Origin of the sequence: Pseudomonas sp. WOUb67 (genome assembly GCF_050058005.1) — a bacterium.
Lineage (GTDB): Bacteria > Pseudomonadota > Gammaproteobacteria > Pseudomonadales > Pseudomonadaceae > Aquipseudomonas > Aquipseudomonas putida_R.
This window is the reverse complement of the sequence record NZ_CP170112.1, coordinates 183,043-203,924: the sequence shown is the minus strand read 5'-3', so window position 1 is coordinate 203,924 and position 20,882 is coordinate 183,043. Positions and strand designations below refer to the sequence as shown.

At 62.8% G+C, this 20,882-nt stretch carries 21 protein-coding genes; 11 read left to right on the top strand and 10 right to left on the bottom strand.

Annotated features, from left to right (window positions below):
• Window positions 1-112: 112 nt before the first annotated feature.
• From rpe to trpE, 3 genes are all read left to right on the top strand, one after another.
• Window positions 113-787 carry a ribulose-phosphate 3-epimerase gene (rpe, locus tag ABOC32_RS00995; RefSeq protein ID WP_019472940.1) on the top strand — a complete coding sequence of 225 codons (675 nt, stop codon included), beginning with the start codon at window positions 113-115 and terminating at the stop codon, window positions 785-787.
• Complete coding sequence (locus ABOC32_RS00990; RefSeq protein WP_426809848.1) at window positions 784-1,602, top strand: phosphoglycolate phosphatase; 819 nt, start codon at window positions 784-786, stop codon at window positions 1,600-1,602. The genes rpe and ABOC32_RS00990 overlap by 4 nt, the downstream gene beginning before the upstream one ends.
• 69 nt (window positions 1,603-1,671) lie before the next feature.
• Window positions 1,672-3,153, top strand: a complete 1,482-nt coding sequence (trpE, locus tag ABOC32_RS00985) for an anthranilate synthase component I (RefSeq protein WP_426809847.1) — start codon at window positions 1,672-1,674, stop codon at window positions 3,151-3,153.
• A 131-nt stretch (window positions 3,154-3,284) separates the two neighbouring features.
• On the opposite strand, the gene estP is transcribed toward trpE, so the two are convergent.
• The gene (gene estP / locus ABOC32_RS00980) at window positions 3,285-5,174 is read right to left on the bottom strand and encodes an esterase EstP (RefSeq protein ID WP_426809846.1); all 1,890 of its coding nucleotides are present in this window, start codon (window positions 5,172-5,174) and stop codon (window positions 3,285-3,287) included.
• 367 nt (window positions 5,175-5,541) lie between these two features.
• Between estP and ABOC32_RS00975 the strand changes: the two genes are divergently transcribed.
• The 4 genes from ABOC32_RS00975 (at window position 5,542) to ABOC32_RS00960 (ending at window position 8,895) form a co-directional block, all read left to right on the top strand.
• Window positions 5,542-6,135 (top strand): aminodeoxychorismate/anthranilate synthase component II, encoded by a 594-nt coding sequence (locus ABOC32_RS00975; RefSeq protein WP_039613257.1) that lies wholly within the window; start codon window positions 5,542-5,544, stop codon window positions 6,133-6,135.
• A 9-nt stretch (window positions 6,136-6,144) separates the two neighbouring features.
• A complete protein-coding gene (gene trpD, locus ABOC32_RS00970) occupies window positions 6,145-7,194 on the top strand; it encodes an anthranilate phosphoribosyltransferase (RefSeq protein ID WP_426809845.1) in 1,050 nt (349 codons plus the stop codon).
• Window positions 7,191-8,024, top strand: a complete 834-nt coding sequence (gene trpC / locus ABOC32_RS00965; protein ID WP_426809844.1) for an indole-3-glycerol phosphate synthase TrpC — start codon at window positions 7,191-7,193, stop codon at window positions 8,022-8,024. The genes trpD and trpC overlap by 4 nt, the downstream gene beginning before the upstream one ends.
• A gap of 166 nt (window positions 8,025-8,190) precedes the next feature.
• Window positions 8,191-8,895 carry a lipoate--protein ligase family protein gene (locus ABOC32_RS00960; RefSeq protein WP_043202800.1) on the top strand — a complete coding sequence of 235 codons (705 nt, stop codon included), beginning with the start codon at window positions 8,191-8,193 and terminating at the stop codon, window positions 8,893-8,895.
• On the opposite strand, the gene crp is transcribed toward ABOC32_RS00960, so the two are convergent.
• Entirely contained in the window at window positions 8,892-9,536 is a 645-nt protein-coding gene (gene crp, locus ABOC32_RS00955; RefSeq protein WP_016497727.1) for a cAMP-activated global transcriptional regulator CRP, read from the bottom strand. The two genes, ABOC32_RS00960 and crp, sit on opposite strands and share 4 nt — an antisense overlap.
• A 189-nt stretch (window positions 9,537-9,725) precedes the next feature.
• Between crp and ABOC32_RS00950 the strand changes: the two genes are divergently transcribed.
• Window positions 9,726-10,148, top strand: a complete 423-nt coding sequence (locus ABOC32_RS00950) for an OsmC family protein (protein ID WP_004376171.1) — start codon at window positions 9,726-9,728, stop codon at window positions 10,146-10,148.
• A gap of 137 nt (window positions 10,149-10,285) precedes the next feature.
• Here the strand turns inward: ABOC32_RS00950 and ABOC32_RS00945 are convergent, their stop codons facing one another.
• The 6 genes from ABOC32_RS00945 to hemJ form a co-directional block, all read right to left on the bottom strand.
• Complete coding sequence (locus ABOC32_RS00945; RefSeq protein ID WP_426809843.1) at window positions 10,286-11,326, bottom strand: DUF2157 domain-containing protein; 1,041 nt, start codon at window positions 11,324-11,326, stop codon at window positions 10,286-10,288.
• 10 nt (window positions 11,327-11,336) lie between these two features.
• Window positions 11,337-11,984: a 2-polyprenyl-3-methyl-6-methoxy-1,4-benzoquinone monooxygenase gene (coq7, locus tag ABOC32_RS00940; RefSeq protein WP_086974424.1), complete on the bottom strand. Its 648-nt coding sequence runs from the start codon at window positions 11,982-11,984 to the stop codon at window positions 11,337-11,339.
• A gap of 65 nt (window positions 11,985-12,049) precedes the next feature.
• Window positions 12,050-12,388, bottom strand: a complete 339-nt coding sequence (locus tag ABOC32_RS00935; RefSeq protein WP_003255518.1) for a histidine triad nucleotide-binding protein — start codon at window positions 12,386-12,388, stop codon at window positions 12,050-12,052.
• Window positions 12,389-12,451: 63 nt separating this feature from the next.
• Window positions 12,452-13,234, bottom strand: a complete 783-nt coding sequence (locus ABOC32_RS00930) for an SDR family NAD(P)-dependent oxidoreductase (protein WP_426809842.1) — start codon at window positions 13,232-13,234, stop codon at window positions 12,452-12,454.
• Between the two features lie 67 nt (window positions 13,235-13,301).
• Window positions 13,302-14,258, bottom strand: a complete 957-nt coding sequence (locus ABOC32_RS00925) for an NAD(P)H-dependent flavin oxidoreductase (protein WP_426809841.1) — start codon at window positions 14,256-14,258, stop codon at window positions 13,302-13,304.
• A gap of 28 nt (window positions 14,259-14,286) precedes the next feature.
• Window positions 14,287-14,712 carry a protoporphyrinogen oxidase HemJ gene (gene hemJ / locus ABOC32_RS00920; RefSeq protein WP_049275156.1) on the bottom strand — a complete coding sequence of 142 codons (426 nt, stop codon included), beginning with the start codon at window positions 14,710-14,712 and terminating at the stop codon, window positions 14,287-14,289.
• Window positions 14,713-14,854: 142 nt separating this feature from the next.
• Between hemJ and argC the strand changes: the two genes are divergently transcribed.
• A complete protein-coding gene (argC, locus tag ABOC32_RS00915; RefSeq protein WP_012270224.1) occupies window positions 14,855-15,889 on the top strand; it encodes an N-acetyl-gamma-glutamyl-phosphate reductase in 1,035 nt (344 codons plus the stop codon).
• 146 nt (window positions 15,890-16,035) lie between these two features.
• A complete protein-coding gene (erpA, locus tag ABOC32_RS00910; protein WP_086974427.1) occupies window positions 16,036-16,386 on the top strand; it encodes an iron-sulfur cluster insertion protein ErpA in 351 nt (116 codons plus the stop codon).
• A gap of 59 nt (window positions 16,387-16,445) precedes the next feature.
• Here erpA and ABOC32_RS00905 read toward each other — a convergent pair whose 3' ends face one another.
• The gene (locus ABOC32_RS00905) at window positions 16,446-17,537 is read right to left on the bottom strand and encodes an anhydro-N-acetylmuramic acid kinase (RefSeq protein ID WP_086974428.1); all 1,092 of its coding nucleotides are present in this window, start codon (window positions 17,535-17,537) and stop codon (window positions 16,446-16,448) included.
• A 4-nt stretch (window positions 17,538-17,541) separates the two neighbouring features.
• The gene (locus tag ABOC32_RS00900; protein ID WP_426809840.1) at window positions 17,542-18,963 is read right to left on the bottom strand and encodes a peptidoglycan DD-metalloendopeptidase family protein; all 1,422 of its coding nucleotides are present in this window, start codon (window positions 18,961-18,963) and stop codon (window positions 17,542-17,544) included.
• 213 nt (window positions 18,964-19,176) lie between these two features.
• Between ABOC32_RS00900 and tyrS the strand changes: the two genes are divergently transcribed.
• On the top strand, window positions 19,177-20,376 hold the full coding sequence (gene tyrS / locus ABOC32_RS00895; protein ID WP_426809839.1) for a tyrosine--tRNA ligase: 1,200 nt from the start codon (window positions 19,177-19,179) through the stop codon (window positions 20,374-20,376).
• Window positions 20,377-20,882: the final 506 nt, after the last annotated feature.

Here is a 20,882-nt window from a genome sequence, read left to right as displayed (position 1 = left end):
AGAGGCCAGTACGGGTTGAAGCAGCTGGTCGACACGGATTGATACCAATCAGCCTCTACCCGTTTCCCTGAGTTACAATGCGCGCCACCGTGATTCTGCCAACAGGTGCGCCATGCAGCCCTACGCTATTGCCCCCTCCATCCTCTCCGCCGATTTCGCCCGCCTGGGTGAGGACGTCGACAAGGTCCTGGCTGCGGGTGCCGACATCGTCCACTTCGATGTCATGGACAACCACTACGTTCCCAACCTGACCATTGGCCCGATGGTCTGTACCGCCCTGCGCAAGTACGGCGTCACTGCCCCCATCGACGTGCACCTGATGGTCAGCCCGGTCGACCGCATCATCGGCGACTTCATCGAAGCCGGCGCCACCTACATCACCTTCCACCCGGAAGCCTCGCAGCACGTCGACCGTTCGCTGCAACTGATCAAGGACGGCGGCTGCAAGGCCGGCCTGGTGTTCAACCCGGCCACCAGCCTGGACGCCCTGAAGTACGTGATGGACAAGATCGACATGGTGCTGCTGATGAGCGTCAACCCAGGCTTTGGCGGGCAGAAGTTCATCCCGGGCACCCTCGACAAGCTGCGCGAGGCGCGTGCGCTGATCGACGCCAGTGGTCGTGATATCCGCCTGGAAATCGACGGTGGCGTGAACGTCAACAACATCCGCGAGATCGCTGCCGCTGGCGCTGACACCTTCGTGGCCGGTTCAGCGATCTTCAACGCCCCGGACTACCAGGAAGTCATCGCCAAGATGCGCGCCGAACTGGCTCAGGCCCGCCCATGAGTGGCTTCGAGCAGCTGTTCCCGGGGACGCTGCCCAGGCTGGTGATGTTCGATCTGGACGGTACCCTGATCGACTCTGTGCCAGACCTGGCCGCCGCCGTGGACCGCATGCTGCTCGAACTGGGTCGCCCGCCCGCCGGCCTTGAGGCCGTGCGCCACTGGGTTGGCAACGGCGCCCAGGTGCTGGTGCGCCGGGCGCTGGCGGGTGGCATCGACCACGCCGCCGTGGACGATGCGCTGGCCGACCAGGCGCTGGCGCTGTTCATGGATGCTTATGCCGAAAGCCATGAGCTGACAGTGGTCTACCCCGGTGTGCAGGACACCCTGCGCTGGCTGCGCAAGCGGGGCGTGGAGATGGCCCTGATCACCAACAAGCCCGAGCGTTTCGTCGGCCCGCTGCTGGACCAGATGAAAATCGGCAACTACTTCCGCTGGATCATTGGCGGCGACACCCTGCCGCAGAAAAAGCCCGACCCGGCGGCGTTGTTGTTTGTCATGCAGATGGCCAGCGTTACCCCGCAGCAGTCGCTGTTTGTCGGCGATTCGCGCAGTGACGTGCTGGCGGCCAAGGCGGCTGGCGTGCAGTGCGTGGGGCTGACCTACGGCTACAACCATGGCCGTCCGATCCACGACGAATCCCCCAACCTGGTAATCGACGATCTGCGCGCATTGCTGCCTGGTTGCGCAGACCCGGCCACTGGGATAACGTTGGCCAACCTTCAAGCCTCACAAGACAGAGAGCCCACCGTGGTGGTTACTGGCAAATTCTGGATGAAAGTCATCAAGGCCCTGGCCCGTTGGCGTTGGCGCGCCTGACTTCAGCCTGCCGGCGCGTGCCGGCCCGTCCGTTTGCCTGACCTATTGCTGCTTGCCACGAGGCTACTCATGAACCGCGAAGAATTCCTGCGCCTGGCCGCTGCCGGCTACAACCGCATCCCCCTGGCCTGCGAAACCCTGGCCGACTTCGACACGCCGCTGTCGATCTACCTGAAACTGGCTGACCAACCCAACTCGTACCTGCTCGAATCGGTACAGGGCGGCGAGAAATGGGGCCGTTACTCGATGATCGGCCTGCCGTCGCGCACCGTGATGCGTGTGCACGGCTACCACATCAGCATCCTGCAGGATGGTGTCGAGGTTGAAAGCCATGATGTCGAAGACCCGCTGGCGTTCGTTGAAACCTTCAAGGACCGCTACAAGGTTGCAGACATCCCCGGCCTGCCGCGCTTCAACGGCGGCCTGGTCGGTTACTTTGGCTACGACTGCGTGCGTTATGTGGAAAAGCGCCTGGGCGCCAGCCCTAACCCGGACCCGCTGGGCGTGCCGGATATCCTTCTGATGGTGTCCGATGCGGTGGTGGTGTTCGACAACCTGGCAGGGAAGATGCACGCCATCGTGCTGGTCGACCCGGCTGAAGAGCAGGCCTTCGAACAGGGCCAGGCACGTCTGCAAGGCCTGCTGGAAACCCTGCGCCAGCCGATCACCCCGCGCCGCGGTCTGGACCTGAGTGGCCCGCAAGCCGCCGAGCCGGAATTCCGCTCCAGCTATACCCGCGACGACTACGAGAACGCGGTCGGCCGTATCAAGGAGTACATCCTGGCCGGTGACTGCATGCAGGTGGTGCCGTCGCAGCGGATGTCGATCGACTTCAAGGCTGCGCCCATCGACCTGTACCGTGCGCTGCGCTGCTTCAACCCGACGCCGTACATGTACTTCTTCAACTTTGGCGACTTCCATGTGGTCGGCAGCTCGCCTGAGGTGCTGGTGCGTGTCGAGGACAACCTGGTCACCGTGCGCCCGATTGCCGGTACCCGCCCGCGTGGCGCGACCGAAGAGGCTGACCGCGCGCTGGAAGACGACCTGCTGTCGGACGACAAGGAAATCGCCGAACACCTGATGCTGATCGACCTGGGCCGCAACGACGTGGGCCGTGTGTCCTCGACCGGCAGCGTGCGCCTGACCGAGAAGATGGTGATCGAGCGTTACTCCAACGTGATGCACATTGTCTCCAACGTCACCGGCCAGCTGCGTGAAGGGCTGACGGCGATGGATGCACTGCGGGCGATCCTGCCGGCTGGCACGCTGTCGGGTGCGCCGAAGATCCGCGCGATGGAGATCATCGACGAGCTGGAGCCGGTCAAGCGTGGGGTCTACGGTGGTGCGGTCGGCTACTTTGCCTGGAACGGCAACATGGACACCGCGATTGCCATCCGTACTGCGGTGATCAAGGACGGCGAACTGCATGTGCAGGCCGGGGGCGGCATCGTTGCCGATTCGGTACCGGCGCTGGAGTGGGAAGAAACCATCAACAAGCGCCGGGCGATGTTCCGTGCGGTGGCGCTTGCTGAACAGTCCTTGGCTAAATAAACAGATTGGGGCTGCTTTGCAGCCCTTCGCGGGCTCGCCCGCTCCCACAGGTAAATTACAGGCGTCAAGGTCTGTGGAGTACCTGTGGGAGCGGGCGAGCCCGCGAAGGGCCGCAAAGCGGCCCCAAAAATTCAGAAGTCCACGCTCACTCCCAAGCTAACCCCCTGCTGCGTCAACTCATCACTCTTGCGCCAGTTGTAGTTCCCGCGCAGATGCACCCCCGCCACCACTTCATGGCTCACCCCCAGGCTCGCCCGGGTCAGGTCGCTGTGCGGCGTATACCCGGTCAAGGTGAAGTCATTGGCCGGCAAGCTGGTCAGGTGCATCGTCACATCCTGCTGGTCATCCTCGAATTCATGCTCCTGCGCCACTTCGGCAAACAGCCGGGTACTCGGCAACACTTGCACACTGCCCAGCAACCCCAGGCCCAGGCGGCGTGACGTGCGTTCCTGGTCATCGAAGCCCAGTGCCGTCGAACGCCCGCTCTTCTCGTCATAGCCATCCACCTTCACCCGCGCATAATCTGCACTGATGAACGGCGCCAGCTGCCAGCGGCTGCTTTCGGCTGCCAGGTTGTAGCCCAGCCGCCCGGACATCGCCCAGGCCTCGCCGTCGGTGTCACCCTTTTCACTGCGCTCGCTCACGCCAAGGGCGAAGGTGCGCTTGAGGTCGCTGTAGTCCAGGTGCCCGGCGCTCAGTGCAGCATCGGCCCACCAGCGGTCCTGGCGGTACTGGGCGAAGGCGCTGGCCAGGTAGCTGTTCAGCTTGTAGTCCGAATCATTGGCGCCGGCCTCGAGCTTTTGCCGGTACGCGCCGCCGGCCAGGCCCAGGCGCCAGGCGTCGTTCAGGCGATAGCTGCCGCCCACGGTCAGGTTGTAGCCACGGCCATCGCCGCTGGCCGCGCTGCGCTGGCTGTCGAAGTCCAGGTCCTGGGCACCGGTGGCGACGAAGGCCTGCCACTGGCCAACGGCTTGCCAGGGTGTCTGCCATTGGTTGCGCAGTTCGTCCTGGTGGGCGCGCAGGCTGGCATGGGCCATTTCCGGTAGTAGCGTCAGTTCCCACGGTGCGGAAATGATCGAATAGGCGTAATCGGCAATCAGTTGCTGGCCAGCAATGGTCGGGTGCACCAAGTCGTTGAACAGCAGCTTTGTCGGGTCTGGGTTTGTACCGTTGATGCCGTACACCGGGTTTTCCACACAGCTATTGCCGCTGTAGCAGGTGCCCACCAGGTTCTGGTCGCTGGCCAGGCCGAACTGGTTGGGGCTGGCCAATGCCTCGCTCAGCAGCACGGGGATGTTAAGCGGGATGATCTCGGCATCGATCTGCCCGAGTTGGCTGATCAGTGACTGGTTGAACGCGCCAGACAGCAGTGACAGCGGGTTTTGCTGCGGCGTGCCGCTGAAGTTGGGTGTCTGGCCGAGGTCGGGCAGCAGCCAGACCATGATGTAGCGCGCGCCACCTTGTTGCAGGGCCTGAGCGCTGGCCGCAAGGCGGGCACCGGCTGCCACGGCGTCGGCGGGGCTGTTCACTAGCCCTTGCAGGAAGTCGTTGCCGCCGCCCGTCAGGTAGTAAAGGGCGCTGGGGTCGGCACGCAGGCCATTGGCTAGGTAGCCGGGTTTTTCCCGCAGTACCAGCCCGCCGCCGGGGTTTCCTGGCGGGATGACGGTCTCGGAGGTTGTGGTGATCGAATCCAGGATTTGCTGGGTGGTATAGCCGCCGACAGCCCAGTTGTTGCCATCGGGGCGGATGCCTATCGATGTTGATGGGTTCAGATCGTCTGGTGTGACCCCCAGTCGGCCACCGAGGATCATCGGTGACACCGGGGCGAAGTTGCCGTCGGCATCGCGGTTGGTGGACCGCAGGCCTGAAGTACCGCCGGTCAGGTCGGGAAACTGCCCCGCATCGGCGAGGCTGTCGCCGAACACGATAAGCGTGGAGTAGGGCGAGGGGGCAGCGAACGCCTGGCTGCAGGCCAGGGCCAATGAAGCGAGGGTAAAGCGCAATAACGGGGCTTTTCGCATCTGGGAACATCCTTTTCTTTGTTTTTATCTGGACAACCTGATCGACCTTAGCAAATCGCAGTGCATCCCTCCCAAGTGCATTCGTTTCCCCGTGTTTACAGGCATATTGCGCCCGCCGCCCCGGTAAGCTACTGTGCCGGGACGTATGAGCGAGACCTATCCTGTGTTGATCGTCAGTAAACTCTTGATGCGCGTAATCAAGGCCCACGCCCGCTGGCGTTGGCGCGCCTGACTTTATCCCCTGCCGGCCCGCCCGGCCCGCCCCCGTTTGCCTTCTTCTTCACTGCCCTTTGTGGCGAAGCCGTGCCTGTAGCGGCTGCAAGAAGGTTCGAATTCTGAAGTCAGTAAATTCAAGAGGTTCAACACCATGTTACTGATGATCGACAATTACGACTCATTCACTTACAACGTCGTTCAGTACCTTGGCGAGCTGGGTGCCGAGGTCAAGGTCATTCGCAATGACGAAATGACCATCGCCCAGATCGAAGCCCTAAACCCCGAGCGCATCGTCGTATCCCCGGGCCCGTGCACGCCGAGCGAAGCGGGCGTGTCCATCGAGGCCATCCTGCATTTTGCCGGCAAGCTGCCGATCCTGGGTGTGTGCCTGGGCCACCAGTCCATCGGCCAGGCCTTTGGCGGTGACGTGGTGCGTGCCCGCCAGGTCATGCATGGCAAGACCAGCCCGGTACACCACCGTGACCTGGGCGTGTTCGCCGGCCTCAACAACCCGCTGACCGTTACCCGCTACCACTCGCTGGTGGTCAAGCGCGAAACCTTGCCTGATTGCCTGGAAGTCACTGCCTGGACCGCTCATGCAGACGGTTCGGTGGACGAGATCATGGGCCTGCGCCACAAGACGCTGAATATCGAAGGGGTGCAGTTCCACCCCGAGTCGATCCTGACCGAGCAGGGCCACGAGCTGTTCGCCAACTTCCTCAAGCAGACCGGCGGCCGCCGCTAAGGATCGAACATGGATATCAAGAGCGCGTTGAGCCGTATCGTCGGCCACCTGGACCTTTCTACCGAAGAAATGCGCGATGTGATGCGCCAGATCATGACCGGCCAATGCAGCGAGGCGCAGATCGGCGCCTTCCTGATGGGCATGCGCATGAAGAGTGAAAGCATCGATGAAATTGTCGGTGCGGTGTCGGTGATGCGCGAGTTGGCCGACAAGGTTGAACTGAAAAGCCTGGAGGGCGTGGTCGATATCGTCGGCACCGGCGGTGATGGTGCCAATATCTTCAACGTGTCCACCGCCTCTTCGTTCGTCCTGGCGGCGGCGGGCTGCACCGTGGCCAAGCACGGCAACCGCGCAGTGTCGGGCAAGAGCGGCAGTGCCGACCTGCTGGAAGCGGCCGGCATCTATCTGAACCTGACGCCAGTTCAGGTGGCCCGCTGCATTGACAGCCTGGGCATCGGCTTCATGTTCGCGCAAAGCCATCACTCGGCCATGAAATATGCTGCCGGCCCGCGCCGCGAGCTGGGGTTGCGTACCCTGTTCAACATGCTCGGCCCGCTTACGAATCCGGCCGGAGTGAAGCATCAGGTGGTCGGCGTGTTCGCCCAGGCCCTGTGCCGCCCGTTGGCTGAAGTACTGCAACGCTTGGGTAGCAAGCATGTGCTGGTGGTGCACTCGAAGGATGGCCTGGATGAGTTCAGCCTGGCTGCCCCCACCTTCGTTGCCGAACTGAAAAACGACGAAATTACGGAATACTGGGTCGAGCCGGAAGACCTCGGCATGAAGAGCCAGAGCTTGCATGGCCTTGCCGTCGAGAACCCGCAGGCGTCGCTGGAGCTGATCCGCGATGCGCTGGGCCGCCGCAAGACCGAAAACGGCCAGAAGGCTGCGGAAATGATCGTGCTCAACGCAGGCGCGGCACTGTATGCCGCCGATCATGCAATGACCCTGGCTCAAGGTGTGGAACTGGCCCACGACGTGCTGCACACCGGGCTGGCCTGGGAGAAGCTGCAGGAACTGGGTGCCTTTACTGCAGTATTCAAGGTGGAGAACGAAGCATGAGTGTGCCGACGGTGCTGGAAAGGATCATTGCCCGCAAGTTCCAGGAAGTGGCCGAGCGCAGCGCGCGCGTCAGCCTTGCCGAGCTGGAAGGCCTGGCCAAGGCTGCCGATGCCCCGCGTGGCTTTGCCAACGCGCTGATCGAGCAGGCCAAGCGCAAGCAGCCAGCGGTTATCGCCGAGATCAAGAAGGCTTCGCCGAGCAAGGGCGTGATCCGCGAGCACTTCGTGCCGGCGGAAATCGCTGTCAGCTACGAGAAGGGCGGCGCTACCTGCTTGTCGGTGCTGACCGATGTCGATTACTTCCAGGGTGCCGACGAATACTTGCAGCAGGCCCGTTCAGCCGTTTCGTTGCCGGTTATCCGCAAGGATTTCATGGTCGACCCTTACCAGATCGTCGAAGCCCGGGCACTGGGTGCGGATTGCGTGCTGCTGATCGTCTCGGCGCTGGACGACGTGAAGATGGCCGAACTGGCCGCGACCGCAAAAGACGTCGGCCTCGACGTGCTGGTGGAAGTGCACGATGGCGATGAGCTGGAGCGTGCGTTGAAAACCCTGGATACGCCGCTGGTCGGGGTGAACAACCGCAACCTGCACACCTTCGAGGTCAGCCTGGAAACCACCCTCGACCTGCTGCCGCGCATTCCGCGTGATCGCCTGGCGATTACCGAGAGCGGCATTCTCAACCGGGCCGATGTCGAGCTGATGGCGATCAACGAGGTTTACTCGTTCCTGGTGGGCGAGGCGTTCATGCGCGCTGAGCAGCCTGGGCTGGAGTTGCAGCGGCTGTTCTTCCCCGATCAAGTGAAGAAGACTGTTCAGCCACTGGACTGATCAAATGAAGCCGGCTTTTTTGCCGGCTTTTTTGTATGCCTGACATGGCCTCTTCGCGGGTAAACCCGCTCCCACAGGTTCCCCACCACCTTCGGGCCTATGGTATTGCTGTGGGAGCGGGCGTGCCCGCGAAGAGGCCCTCCAAAACTACATCAAAGGTGGATCAATGACCGATCAACCCCTGGCCCTGACTGTCGAACAAGGCCTGCACGCCGAACAGGACCTGCTGGCTGCCGTGTGCCGCGGCGAACGCGAAAGCGGTGTGCTGTTCTGGCGCCCCACCGACCATGCGCTGGTCATGCCCCGGCGCATGAGCCGCCTGGACAACTTCGAGGCCGCCTGCTCGGAGCTGGCGATTGCCGGCTGGCCGGTGCTGCTGCGCGAGACTGGCGGTGAGCCGGTGCCTCAGTCCCATTCCACCGTCAACGTTGCACTGGTCTACGTTGCCCCGCGCAGCGAAGGCGATCATGGCCGCATCGAAAGCGCCTACGAGCGCCTGTGCCTGCCGCTGTGCGATGTACTGCGCGAGTGGGGCGGGGTGGCGTCGGTGGGTGAAATCGACGGGGCGTTCTGCGATGGCCGCTACAACGTCAACCTCAATGGCCGCAAGCTGGTGGGCACCGCCCAGCGCTGGCGTCAGGGCCTGGGTGGCAAGCGCCCGGTAGTGCTGGTGCACGGTGCGTTGCTGCTGGACAACGAGCGTGAGTCGATGGTGGCGGCGGTCAACCGCTTCAACGAGTGCTGCGAGCTGGAGCAACGTTGCCGCGCCGATGCACACATCGCCTTGCATGAAGTGGCGCCTGCGGCGCCCTGGTTCGAGCGCTTGTCGCAGGCCTATGCCAAGGTACTTGCAGACCTGCCGAAGGACTAGCGGGTACCGTAGACCACCATGGTCTTGCCCTTCACCTGCACCAGGCTGCGTTCCTCAAGGTCCTTGAGGACGCGGCCGACCATTTCCCGGGAGCAACCGACGATCCGCCCGATTTCCTGACGGGTGATCTTGATCTGCATGCCGTCGGGATGGGTCATGGCATCGGGTTGCTTGCACAATTCCAGCAGGCAACGGGCAACCCGCCCGGTGACGTCGAAAAATGCCAGGTCGCCGACCTTGCGCGTGGTGTTGCGCAGGCGCTGGGCCATCTGGCTGCCCAGGGCATAGAGTATTTCCGGGTCCTGGCGCGCCAGTTCGCGAAACTTCTCGTAGCTGATCTCGGCCACTTCGCACTCGGTCTTGGCGCGCACCCAGGCACTGCGCTGCTGTTCGCCGTCAACCGGCTCGAACAACCCCAGCTCGCCGAAGAAATCGCCATTGTTGAGATAGGCAATGATCATTTCACGGCCGTCGTCGTCTTCGATGAGGATGGTCACCGAACCCTTGATGATGAACGACAGTGTCTCGGCCCGATCGCCGGCGCAGATGATGTTGCTTTTGGCGGTATAGCGGCGGCGCTGGCAGTGTACCAACAGCTTGTCGATGTTCTTGATCTTGGCGGGTAGGGCAGAGGCAACCATCACGAAATCCTGTTCGATACGACCCATAGGCTTTTTATAAGGCTGTCTGGCGCAAGCGCCATTCATTTGGCGCCAGCTTATCAGACGCCGCCGGATGTTTCGGTACTAAACCGACACGTCTCGTGCTTTTCCCACAGCCACACAAGGTCTAAGCTGACACCCTTTTCCGAATATCAGGAGTCCGGGTAGATGAAGGCACGTATCCAGTGGGCCGGTGAGGCCATGTTCCTCGGCGAATCGGGGAGTGGCCATGTCGTCGTAATGGACGGCCCGCCCGAGGCCGGCGGCCGCAACCTGGGTGTGCGCCCGATGGAAATGTTGCTGTTGGGCCTGGGTGGCTGCAGCAGCTTTGACGTGGTGAGCATTCTGAAGAAGTCGCGCCAGGCGGTGGAAAGCTGCGAGGCGTTTCTGGAGGCCGAGCGCGCCAGCGAAGACCCGAAGGTGTTCACCAAGATCCACATGAACTTCGTGGTGAAAGGGCGTGGGCTGAAAGAAGCGCAGGTCAAGCGGGCGGTGGAGCTATCGGCAGAGAAGTACTGCTCGGCTTCGATCATGCTCGAGCGTGCCGGGGTAGAGATTACCCATGGGTATGAAATCGTAGAGCTTGGTTAAGGCCACGATTTTGGGGCTGCTTCGCAGCCCATCGCCGGCAAGCCAGCTCCCACAGGGACCGCACCAGACTCAAAGCCAGCGCAGTACCTGTGGGAGCTGGCTTGCCGGCGATGGGCCGCAAAGCGGCCCCGGCATTATCAGCTCCGAAGCGCCGGCAGTGCAGCCAGCGCCCAGCTTGGCAACCATCTGCGCATCACCTGGCTCAACCGCTCCCGCCGCTTCTGGTAAACCAGCCCGAGCCAGATAACCCCCAGCCCGATCAGGGTCACCACCACCGGGAACAGCAGCGACTCGGCAAACACCTCGTACGACAGGTACCCCAGGTAAGCCGCCACCCCCAGCGCACCAAACACCATGAACACCGGCCGGCGCAGCAGCACCGCCATGCCCATCAGCACAACGTTGATCAGGCAGTACAGGGCCTTGCCCAGCTCACTGCCACTGTCCACCAGCGTCAACCCGCCCCAGAATGCCGCCAGCCCGGCCAGGTAGCCCCAGCGGGCGTAGTCCTCTCGCGTGCGGCCGTCTATCACCAGGAACACCACCAGCAAAGCCAACCCGAACCACAGCGAAACCTCGCGGCGCTGCTCCCAGCTGAACGGCGAGCCGAAGAACCATTCGCTCAGGTCCATCGACATGAACCACAAGGCCACGGCTATCGGCATGACGACGAACGGGTAGGGGATCAGCCGCAGCATCAGCAGCCCGGCGAGCACCGTGGCCGCTTCCATCGCCAGCCAGCCGCCCTGCACGTAGGTGTAATACTGGTGATAGTTGGCTTGCGCGTCGTCCAGTGGCCACCAGCCCACCAGGCGTTCGATGGCGAACACTGCCAGCGGCACGATGCTGACCGCGACGGCCGCCAGCACTCCGGCAGCAACAGGCTGGGCGCGGCGTTGCAGATTGAGGGCGAACAAGGTGATCAGCAGGATATAGAGGCTGGCGATGACCAGCAGGGCGCCGTCACCGATGCTCATCCAGGCTTCGGTGAGCAACCAGCCCATGGCGGCCATGATCAGCATGGCGCCGAAGTAGAAGGCGACATGGGCCAGTTGGAAGCTGCCCCGGTGTGCCGGTTGCTGGCGCAGGAATACCAGCAGGGCCTGGTCCTGGCCTGGCTGGAGAATGCCGGCTTGCACGGCGCGCGCCAGGTCCTTGGCGTCGAATCGATCCGTCATGGCGTTGCCTTCAGATGCGGTAGGTGCTCTTGGTCATGACCTTGGCCAGCAAGCTCATGCCAAAGCGGACAGGGGCCGGGAAGCGATAACCACCGGCTTCCAGTGCAGACTCGGCGTGCTGCTCTTCGTCGATGCGCATCTGTTCGAGAATGGCACGGGACTTTTCGTCTTCGTGCGGGATCTGCTCCAGGTGCTCGTCGAGGTGCTTGCACACCTGGTGCTCGGTGGCGGCGACGAAGCCCAGGCTGACCTTGTCGCTGACCAGGCCGGCGAGTGCGCCGATGCCGAACGACATGCCATAGAACAGGGGGTTGAGCACGCTGGGGTGGCTGTTCAGCTGGCGAATGCGCTGCTCGCACCAGGCCAGGTGGTCCACTTCTTCCTCGGCGGCATGCTCCATGGCTTTGCGTACCTGGGGCAGCTTGGCGGTCAGCGCCTGGCCCTGGTACAGCGCCTGGGCGCACACTTCACCGGTGTGGTTGATACGCATCAGCCCGGCAATGTGGCGGGTCTGTTGCTCGTCCAGGTCTGCGTCCGGCTGGACGATGGCCGGCGATGGCCGGGCGGGTTGGCCGCTGAAGGGCAGCAAGGTGCGCATGGCGGTATCGGCCTGCAGCAACAAGCGGTCGAGCGGCGAGTAGTGACGTTCGGTAGCCATCGGGCACCTCCGCAAGAATGTGCCCGACAGTTTACCGCAATAGCGGCAGGGTCGCTTGCCGTGGATCAGCCCGGTGGCCAGTTCATCTGGCGCTGGCCAAGCACGTGCATATGGATGTGATAGACGGTCTGGCCGCCTTTGGGGTTGCAGTTCATGACCACGCGGAAACCTTCTTCGCAACCTTGCTCGACAGCCAGGCGCTGGGCGGTGAACAGGATGTGGCCAGCCAGGGCCTTGTCTTCTTCGGTCAGGTCATTGAGCGTGCGGATGTGTTTTTTCGGGATGACCAGAAAATGTACCGGTGCCGCGGGTGCAATGTCCTTGAAGGCCAGGATCTGGTCGTCTTCGTAGATGATATCCGCCGGGATTTCCCGATTGATGATTTTGAGGAATAGATCGTCCACAGCACTTGCTCCATGGTGAGGGTCGGGCCGAGTGTACTCAGCCGAGCGCCGCTCGCCCAGTGGCTATTCCATGCCGGCCGGGCAATAGCGGCGGTGGATGGCCCCGGCCAGTTTGCACACCAGCCAGCGCGGCAGCAGGCGCGGGGCAAATGCCAGCCAGCGGTTGCGCCGGCCGGGCATGATCAGCGCGCGGTTCTTGTCCAGCGCACGCACGGTGTACAGCGCGACTTCCTCGGGGCTGAGGCAGCGCGGGTTGCCGTCGAGCCGAGCAATGCGCCGGCGCGGGGAGCGTACCGGGCCGGGGCACAGCACCGAGACCTTGATGCCCGCACGCTTGAGCTCCTCGCGCAGGGCCTGGGAAAAGCTCAGTACGTACGCCTTGCTGGCGGCATAGGCCGCCATCCACGGGCCAGGTGCCACCCCGGCCAGGCCGGCGACGTTGAGGATCTGCCCGCCACCCTGCACGGCCATCAGGTTGCCGATGGCGTGGCACAGGCGGCTCAGGGCCAGCACGTTGACCTCCAGCAGGTCCTGCTCGTCGGCCCACTCATGGGCCAGAAACGGCCCATAGGTGCGCAGGCCGGCACAGTTGACCAGCAGGTCGATACGCCGCTCGCCTTCTTCCAGTTCCAGCACGAAGCCCGACAGGCGCAGCGGCTGGCTGAGGTCGCAGGCGCGAAACAGCACCTCGACACCAAAGCGCTGGGTTAGCTCGATGGCCACGGGTTCAAGCGTTTCACGCTGACGTGCCACCAGGATCAGGTTGCGCCCGCGCCGTGCCAGCGCTTCCGCCAGGGCCAGGCCCAGGCCGCTGGAAGCACCAGTGATCATGGCGTAACGGGTCATGCAAGGCTCCTGGGGGCGAAAGAGGGCGCCTAGTGTACAGCTTGGCCGGGCAAGGTGTTGCCTTTTGCTACAAGGTGCGGGCGTGCAGAATCTGGCAGCGCTCCAGGGCTTCCCGGTACTCATTGTGCAGGCGTTCGATCAGTGCGCCGGCGCTGGGCAGGTCTTGGATTTCGCCGACGCCCTGGCCCGCCGACCATACGGTCTTCCAGGCTTTGGCTTCATCGTCGATCGGCTTGAGCTTGCCTTGTTCGTGGCTGCCTTTGAGGGCATTCATGTCGTAGCCAGCCTGCTCCAGACTCGGGCGCAGGAAGCTGGCAGGGATGCCGGACACTGCCGGGGTGTGGATGATGTCGGCGGCATGGGCATCGAGCAGCATCTGCTTGTAGGCATCCTGCGCCTGGCTTTCTGCGGTGGCGATGAAGCGCGTGCCCATGTAGGCCAGGTCGGCGCCCAGCACTTGTGCGGCGAGGATTTCGTGGCCGTGGTTGAGGCAGCCGGCCAGCAGCAGGGTCTTGTCGAAGAACTGGCGAATCTCTGCGGCCAGGGCGAACGGGCTCCAGGTGCCGGCATGGCCGCCCGCGCCGGCAGCGACGGCGATCAGCCCGTCGACACCCGCTTCGGCGGCTTTCTCGGCATGGCGGCGGGTGGTGACATCGTGGAACACCAGGCCGCCGTAGCCATGCACGGCATCGACCACTTCCTTGACCGCCCCCAGGCTGGTGATGACGATCGGCACGCGGTGTTCCACGCACAAGGCCAGATCGGCCTGCAGGCGTGGGTTGGTCGGGTGCACGATCAGGTTGACGGCATAGGGGGCGGGCGCCTGCAATTGCGCCAGGCCTGCCTCGATCTCCTCCAGCCAGGCCTTGAAGCCGGCGCTGTCGCGCTGGTTAAGGGCCGGGAAGCTGCCGACCACGCCGCTGGCGCAGCACGCCAGCACCAGTTTGGGGTTGGAGATCAGGAACATCGGCGCCGCGACCACTGGCAGGCGCAGGCGTTGTTCGAGCGAGGCAGGTAGCGACATGGCAAGGCTCCTTGAACGGGTGGTGATGTCAGAACGGTTTGACCACCACCAGAATTACGATGCCCAGCAGGAACAGCACGGGCACTTCGTTGAACCAGCGATAGTAGACGTGGCTGCGGGTGTTGTTGCCGCTGGCGAAGCGTTTGCGTTGGGCGCCGCACATGTGATGGTAGCCGGTCAGCAGGATGACCAGGGTCAGCTTGGCGTGCAGCCAGCCCTGGCTCAGCCAGCCGGGGGTGAGGTAGAGCATCCATGCGCCGAACACGTAGGTGGCGATCATCGCCGGGTTCATGATGCCGCGGTACAGCTTGCGCTCCATGGTGACGAAGCGGTCCTTGCTGATGCTGTCCTCGCTCTGGGCGTGGTAGACGAACAGCCGCGGCAGGTAGAACAGGCCGGCGAACCAGCAGACCACGCTGACGATATGCAGCGCTTTGATCCATAGGTAAAGCATGGAGGGAGTTCCTTCAGGTATTCACGGTCGTCAGATAGTAGTGGTCAAGCGCCCGAAGGGTCACCCGAAGAGTTGTTACAGGCGCTTCGCGCCCCTATTATCGTGCGCTTTCCAGACGGCTCGTTGATAAGGGGCAAGCGTTATGATCAAGGTCGGTATTGTCGGCGGCACGGGTTACACCGGCGTCGAACTGTTGCGTCTGCTGGCACAGCATCCACAGGCCGAAGTGGCGGTCATCACTTCGCGCTCCGAGGCGGGCGTGGCGGTGGCGGACATGTACCCGAACCTGCGCGGCCACTATGACGGGCTGGCGTTCAGCGTGCCGGACAGCAAGGCCCTGGCCGCCTGCGATGTGGTGTTCTTCGCCACGCCGCACGGTGTTGCCCATGCCCTGGCTGGCGAACTGCTGGCGGCCGGTACCAAGGTGATCGACCTGTCGGCCGACTTCCGCCTGCAGGATGCTGCCGAGTGGGGCAAGTGGTATGGCCAGCCGCACGGTGCGCCAGAGCTGCTCAAGGATGCGGTATATGGCCTGCCTGAAGTCAACCGCGAGAAGATCCGCCAGGCGCGCCTGATCGCCGTGCCGGGTTGCTACCCGACCGCCACCCAGCTGGGCTTCCTGCCGCTGCTGGAAGCGGGCCTGGCCGACCCGTCGCGCCTGATTGCCGACTGCAAGTCGGGTGTCAGCGGCGCTGGTCGTGGTGCGGCAGTGGGTTCGCTGTTCTGCGAGGCCGGCGAAAGCATGAAGGCCTATGCGGTCAAGGGCCATCGTCACCTGCCGGAAATCAGCCAGGGCTTGCGCCTGGCCGCTGGCAAGGACATCGGCCTGACCTTCGTGCCGCACCTGACGCCAATGATCCGTGGCATCCACGCCACCCTGTACGCGAACGTTGTCGACACCTCGGTCGACCTGCAGGCGCTGTTCGAAAAGCGCTACGCCGACGAACCGTTCGTCGATGTGATGCCAGCGGGCAGCCACCCGGAAACCCGCAGTGTGCGCGGCGCCAACGTCTGCCGCATTGCCGTTCATCGCCCGCAGGGTGGTGACCTGGTGGTGGTGCTGTCGGTGATCGACAACCTAGTCAAGGGCGCGTCGGGCCAGGCGGTACAGAACCTGAACATCCTGTTTGGCCTGGATGAGCGCATGGGCCTGTCCCACGCGGGCTTGTTGCCGTAAGCAAGCCGCTATCGAAATGGCCCGCCTCGTGCGGGCCATTTTGTTTGTCGCGACTAAAGCCGCACAATTGTTGACCGATTTTCTCGGGAAAGCGGATAATGCGCGTCATCGAGTTTTAAGGCGGCAACTGCGCCGGGAGAGTCAACATGAGCGTCGAAACCTTCACCCCTACCGGTCTGGAATTCACCCATGGGGCAGCCCAGAAAGTGAAGAACCTGGTCGATGAGGAAGGCAATGAGCGTCTGAAGCTGCGGGTGTTCGTGACCGGTGGTGGTTGCTCGGGCTTCCAGTACGGCTTCACTTTCGATGAGGATGTGGCCGAAGACGACACCATCGTCGAGCGCGAAGGCGTGTCGCTGGTGGTCGACCCGATGAGCTTCCAGTACCTGGCTGGCGCTGAGGTGGACTATCAGGAAGGCCTGGAAGGTTCGCGCTTTGTGATCAAGAACCCGAACGCTGCCACTACGTGCGGTTGCGGCTCCTCGTTCTCGATCTGAGGGCTGGCCATACGAAAACGCCGCGCAATTGCGCGGCGTTTTGCTTTCTGGCGTAGCGGTTATGCCGGGTAGATTGCGCCCAGTACCCGCAGGCCCTTGGCCGCCGTCACGCTTGGGCGGTTGGCGCTGATGCCTTCCAGGCAGCAGTGAGCCAGCCAGGCAAAGGCCATGGCCTCAACCCAGTCAGGGTCTACGCCATGGGCGCCGGTGCTGGCGACACGGGCTTCGGGTAGCAGCTGGCCGAGGCGGGCCATCAGGGCGCCGTTACGCGCGCCACCCCCACACACCAGCAACGCCTTGGTGCCTTGCTGGGCATTGCTCAGCGAGTCGATGATGCTGCGAGCGGTAAGCTCCAGCAGCGTCGCCTGGACGTCCTCGTCCTGGTAAGCGGGCAGGCCTGCCAAGTGGCTATCCAGCCAAGGCAGGTTGAACACCTCGCGGCCCGTACTCTTCGGGCCGCTGCCGGCGAAGAACGGGTCGGCCAGCAATACACTGAGCAAGCCCGCCTGTACCACGCCCGAGGCCGCCCAGGCACCATCGGCATCGTAGGCCTGGCCGCGCTTGCGCTCTATCCAGGCATCCAGCAGCACGTTACCCGGGCCGCAGTCGAAGCCGTGGACCGGCTTGTCCTGCTCGATCAGGCTGAGGTTGCTGAAACCGCCCACGTTCAGGACTGCCAGGCGCTGGCCCAGGTGGCCAAACAGGGTTTCGTGGAAGGCCGGTACCAGGGGCGCACCTTGGCCACCGGCAGCCACATCGCGCCGGCGGAAGTCGGCAACCACGCTGATGCCGGTAAGCTCGGCGAGCAGCGCGGGGTTGCCGATCTGCACGGTAAAACCGCGTGCGGGTTCGTGGCGGATGGTCTGGCCGTGGCTGCCGATGGCGCGGATGGCATCAGCCTGCAGACCCTGACGGGCCAGCAGTTCACGGATACCTTCGGCTGCCAGGCTGGCCCAGCGGTTTTCTGCCAGCGCCGCGCGCGCGATCTCGTCAGGGCCGCTGCTGCACAGGGCAAGCAGGTCCTGACGCAGGTCGCCTGGCATGGGCAGGTAATGGGTGGCGAGCAGTTCAAGCTGCTCGCCTTGTTTGATCAAGGCAATGTCCAGGCCATCGAGGCTGGTGCCGGACATCACCCCCAGGTAGAGCGCCATGGGCTTAGCGCTTGTTCGCTGCGAGCAGGGTGGCTTTTTCCTGATCCATACGGGCGATCAGGGGCTGGCTCTGCTGCTGGAAGCGCTGGCGCTCGTTTTTGGCGATCGGGTCGGCCATTGGCACTTTCTGGCTGAGCGGGTCGACGTGCACACCGTTGACCTGGAACTCGTAGTGCAGGTGCGGGCCGGTGGACAGGCCGGTGGTGCCGATGTAGCCGATGATCTGGCCCTGCTTCACCGAACTGCCAGTCTTGATGCCCTTGGCAAAGCCTTGCATGTGACCGTACAGCGTCTTGTAGCGGTTGCCGTGCTGGATGATCACGGTGTTGCCGTAACCGCCACGGCGCCCGGCCAGTTCGATGCGGCCGTCACCGGCAGCTTTGATTGGCGTACCGCGCGGGGCGGCGTAGTCGACGCCTTTGTGGGCGCGGATCTTGTTCAGAATCGGGTGTTTGCGGCCGGCGGAAAAGCGCGAGCTGATGCGGGCGAAGTCCACCGGAGTACGGATGAAGGCTTTGCGCAGGCTGTTGCCGTCGGCAGTGTAGTAGGTGGTGTTGCCCTGCTTGTTGGTGTAGCGCACGGCGGTGTAGGTCTTACCGCGGTTGGTGAAGCGGGCGGACAGGATGTTGCCGGTGCCGACGACCTTGCCGTCCATTACCTTCTGCTCGTAGACCACGTCGAACTCGTCGCCCGGGCGAATATCCTGAGCGAAGTCGATGTCGTAACCCAGCACCCGGGCCATGTCCATGGTCATGCTGTGGGACAGGCCGGCGCGCTGGGCCGAGGCCGACAGCGAGCTCTTGATCACGCCGTGGGCGTAGGCAGTACGCACCACCGGCTTGCTGATTTCACGGTTGAAGGTGTAGCCCTTGGCGGACTTGGTCAGGCGAATGGTTTCGAGGTTGCTGACCTTGCTGTGCAGGCTGGCCAGTTGGCCGTCCTTGTCGAGCTCGAACTGCAGCACCTGGCCGTGCTTGAGCTGGCTGAACTGCTTGGCCTGCTTGTTGCTGGCCAGCAGGTCGTGCACCGCATTGCTCGGCAGGCCAACCTTGGCGAACAGGGTGGACAGGGTGTCGCCACGGGCCACGGTGACCTCGCGGTGGCCAGGCTGCTTGGCGGCTTCGGCGACGGGGTCGGCGGCAGGGGCTGGCTGCTCGGCCTTTTGGGTCTCGGGGGCGGCCTCTTCGATCTGGGCGAATGGCGAGCCTTGCTCACCTTCGGCCTGCACCAGGGGCGCAGCGCGGGATTCGTCTTTCAACTGCTCGGCTGGGCTCTCCAGCTCGAGGTTGAGGGTGGTTTTCTTGGCTTCCACTTCGCTGGAGGGGAATACCAGCAGAGCAAGACTGAGCAGGGCGGCAATGCCGCTGGCGGCCAACAGATGGCTTTTCGGATAAAGCGGGGGCGCTTTAGGCGGTTCGTTGGTCATGGGTAAGGTGACTTTGAAAAAAGTGAAATGGAAAAGATGAATGACATGATGAAGATGAAATAACTGTATAAAATATAACCAAATCCATTTTCACGCAAGGGCGCGTAGACGCCGCAAGCCCGTGCCCGGGTCACATTCCTTTGCGAAACTTGTATTTGACGGCCGATCTTGTATGGTTGGCTCCCCCTGAATCTGAGCCTTGCGGGTTTGTCTATGAAGTCGGTTGAAGAGCAGCTGGCGCTTATAAAGCGCGGCGCGGAAGAAGTACTGGTCGAGTCGGAACTGGTGGAGAAGCTCAAGCGCGGCCAGCCTCTGCGCATCAAGGCCGGCTTTGACCCGACTGCGCCTGACCTGCACCTGGGTCACACGGTGTTGATCAACAAGCTGCGCCAGTTCCAGGAGCTGGGCCACCAGGTCATCTTCCTGATCGGTGACTTCACCGGCATGATCGGTGACCCCAGCGGCAAGAGCGCCACGCGCCCACCGCTGACCCGTGAGCAAGTGCTGGACAACGCCGAGACCTATAAACAGCAGGTGTTCAAGATTCTCGACCCGGCCAAGACCGAGGTCGCGTTCAACTCCACCTGGATGGACAAGCTGACCCCAGCCGACTTCATTCGCCTGGCGTCGCAGTACACCGTGGCGCGCATGCTTGAGCGCGACGACTTCGACAAGCGCTACACCACCAACCAGCCGATCGCCATCCACGAGTTCCTCTACCCGCTGGTGCAGGGCTATGACTCGGTGGCGCTGAAGGCAGACGTCGAGCTGGGTGGTACCGATCAGAAGTTCAACCTGCTGATGGGGCGCGAGCTGCAACGCGCCTACGGCCAGGAAGCGCAGAACATCGTGACCATGCCGCTGCTCGAAGGGCTCGACGGCGTGAAGAAGATGTCCAAGTCGTTGGGCAACTATGTAGGCATCCAGGAAGCGCCGGGGGTGATGTACAGCAAGCTGGTCTCGATCCCGGATACCTTGATGTGGCGCTACTTCGAACTGCTGAGCTTCCGTTCGATGGAAGAGATCGAGCAGTTTCGTGCCGACGTCGCCAAGGGTGCCAACCCGCGCGACATCAAGATCAAGCTGGCCGAAGAGATCGTTGCGCGCTTCCATGGTGAGGAGGCTGCGGCCAACGCTCACCGTGGTGCAGGTAACCGCATGAAGGAAGGTGAGTTGCCGGAAGACCTGCCGGAAGTCGAAGTCACTGCAGAGGAGGCCTTGCCGATTGCGGCCGTGCTGAACCGGGCCGGCCTGGTGAAGAACTCGGCTCAGGCGCGGGATCTGCTGAGTGGTGGTGCTGTTAAGGTCGACGGTGCGGTAGTTGACCGTGACTTCGTGTTTGCGCTGGGTGCGACCCATGTGTGCCAGGCGGGCAAGAAGTCGTTTGCGCGGGTTACCCTCAAGGCTGAGTGAGTGCTTGCAGGTGTAGCTATATAGAAGCGGGGAGGCCGAAAGGGCTCCCCGCTTTGTTTTTGGGGTTCTGGTTGTTGCTGTTGTGGGCGTCGGGGGCGGCTATGGGCCTGCCTCTAGATGGCATTGGCTTTGAAAGGTGTCCGCCTTTGTTTCTTTTGCGCCTGGGAGATCGAGCGCTGAATATGTTGTGGCGGGCACCTGGTGGCCTTTTTAGGGTCTTTTGCCCTTATATTTCACTTTCTTGAAATTAAGTGTTGACGCCCTTTCGAATCCCCTTATAATGCGCCCCACTTCCAGCGACATCGGAACGACAAACTCCTTGAAATTCAACGAGTTAAGTAGTTAAGGTGATGCTGTAAGGGCTACGATCGAAAGATCGCAAGCGATTGAAATGGTGGTTGACAGCGCTTCTAAACGCTGTATGATTCACCTCCCGCTACGAGAGATCGCAGCGAGTTAAGTGTTTGAAGCTAAACGAGTTTCTCGGAAAAAACTTCAAAATAAAC

Coding starts and splice junctions, on each gene's coding strand:
- trpD (WP_426809845.1), top strand. CDS start 6,145: ATGGATATCAAGAGCGCGTTGAGCCGTATCGTCGGCCACCTGGACCTT.
- ABOC32_RS00930 (WP_426809842.1), bottom strand. CDS start 13,234: ATGACCCGTTACGCCATGATCACTGGTGCTTCCAGCGGCCTGGGCCTG.
- hemJ (WP_049275156.1), bottom strand. CDS start 14,712: ATGCTTTACCTATGGATCAAAGCGCTGCATATCGTCAGCGTGGTCTGC.
- trpE (WP_426809847.1), top strand. CDS start 1,672: ATGAACCGCGAAGAATTCCTGCGCCTGGCCGCTGCCGGCTACAACCGC.
- ABOC32_RS00960 (WP_043202800.1), top strand. CDS start 8,191: ATGACCGATCAACCCCTGGCCCTGACTGTCGAACAAGGCCTGCACGCC.
- ABOC32_RS00925 (WP_426809841.1), bottom strand. CDS start 14,258: ATGTCGCTACCTGCCTCGCTCGAACAACGCCTGCGCCTGCCAGTGGTC.
- coq7 (WP_086974424.1), bottom strand. CDS start 11,984: ATGGCTACCGAACGTCACTACTCGCCGCTCGACCGCTTGTTGCTGCAG.
- ABOC32_RS00990 (WP_426809848.1), top strand. CDS start 784: ATGAGTGGCTTCGAGCAGCTGTTCCCGGGGACGCTGCCCAGGCTGGTG.
- tyrS (WP_426809839.1), top strand. CDS start 19,177: ATGAAGTCGGTTGAAGAGCAGCTGGCGCTTATAAAGCGCGGCGCGGAA.
- crp (WP_016497727.1), bottom strand. CDS start 9,536: ATGGTTGCCTCTGCCCTACCCGCCAAGATCAAGAACATCGACAAGCTG.
- rpe (WP_019472940.1), top strand. CDS start 113: ATGCAGCCCTACGCTATTGCCCCCTCCATCCTCTCCGCCGATTTCGCC.
- ABOC32_RS00945 (WP_426809843.1), bottom strand. CDS start 11,326: ATGACGGATCGATTCGACGCCAAGGACCTGGCGCGCGCCGTGCAAGCC.
- ABOC32_RS00905 (WP_086974428.1), bottom strand. CDS start 17,537: ATGGCGCTCTACCTGGGGGTGATGTCCGGCACCAGCCTCGATGGCCTG.
- ABOC32_RS00900 (WP_426809840.1), bottom strand. CDS start 18,963: ATGACCAACGAACCGCCTAAAGCGCCCCCGCTTTATCCGAAAAGCCAT.
- trpC (WP_426809844.1), top strand. CDS start 7,191: ATGAGTGTGCCGACGGTGCTGGAAAGGATCATTGCCCGCAAGTTCCAG.
- argC (WP_012270224.1), top strand. CDS start 14,855: ATGATCAAGGTCGGTATTGTCGGCGGCACGGGTTACACCGGCGTCGAA.
- ABOC32_RS00950 (WP_004376171.1), top strand. CDS start 9,726: ATGAAGGCACGTATCCAGTGGGCCGGTGAGGCCATGTTCCTCGGCGAA.
- ABOC32_RS00975 (WP_039613257.1), top strand. CDS start 5,542: ATGTTACTGATGATCGACAATTACGACTCATTCACTTACAACGTCGTT.
- erpA (WP_086974427.1), top strand. CDS start 16,036: ATGAGCGTCGAAACCTTCACCCCTACCGGTCTGGAATTCACCCATGGG.
- estP (WP_426809846.1), bottom strand. CDS start 5,174: ATGCGAAAAGCCCCGTTATTGCGCTTTACCCTCGCTTCATTGGCCCTG.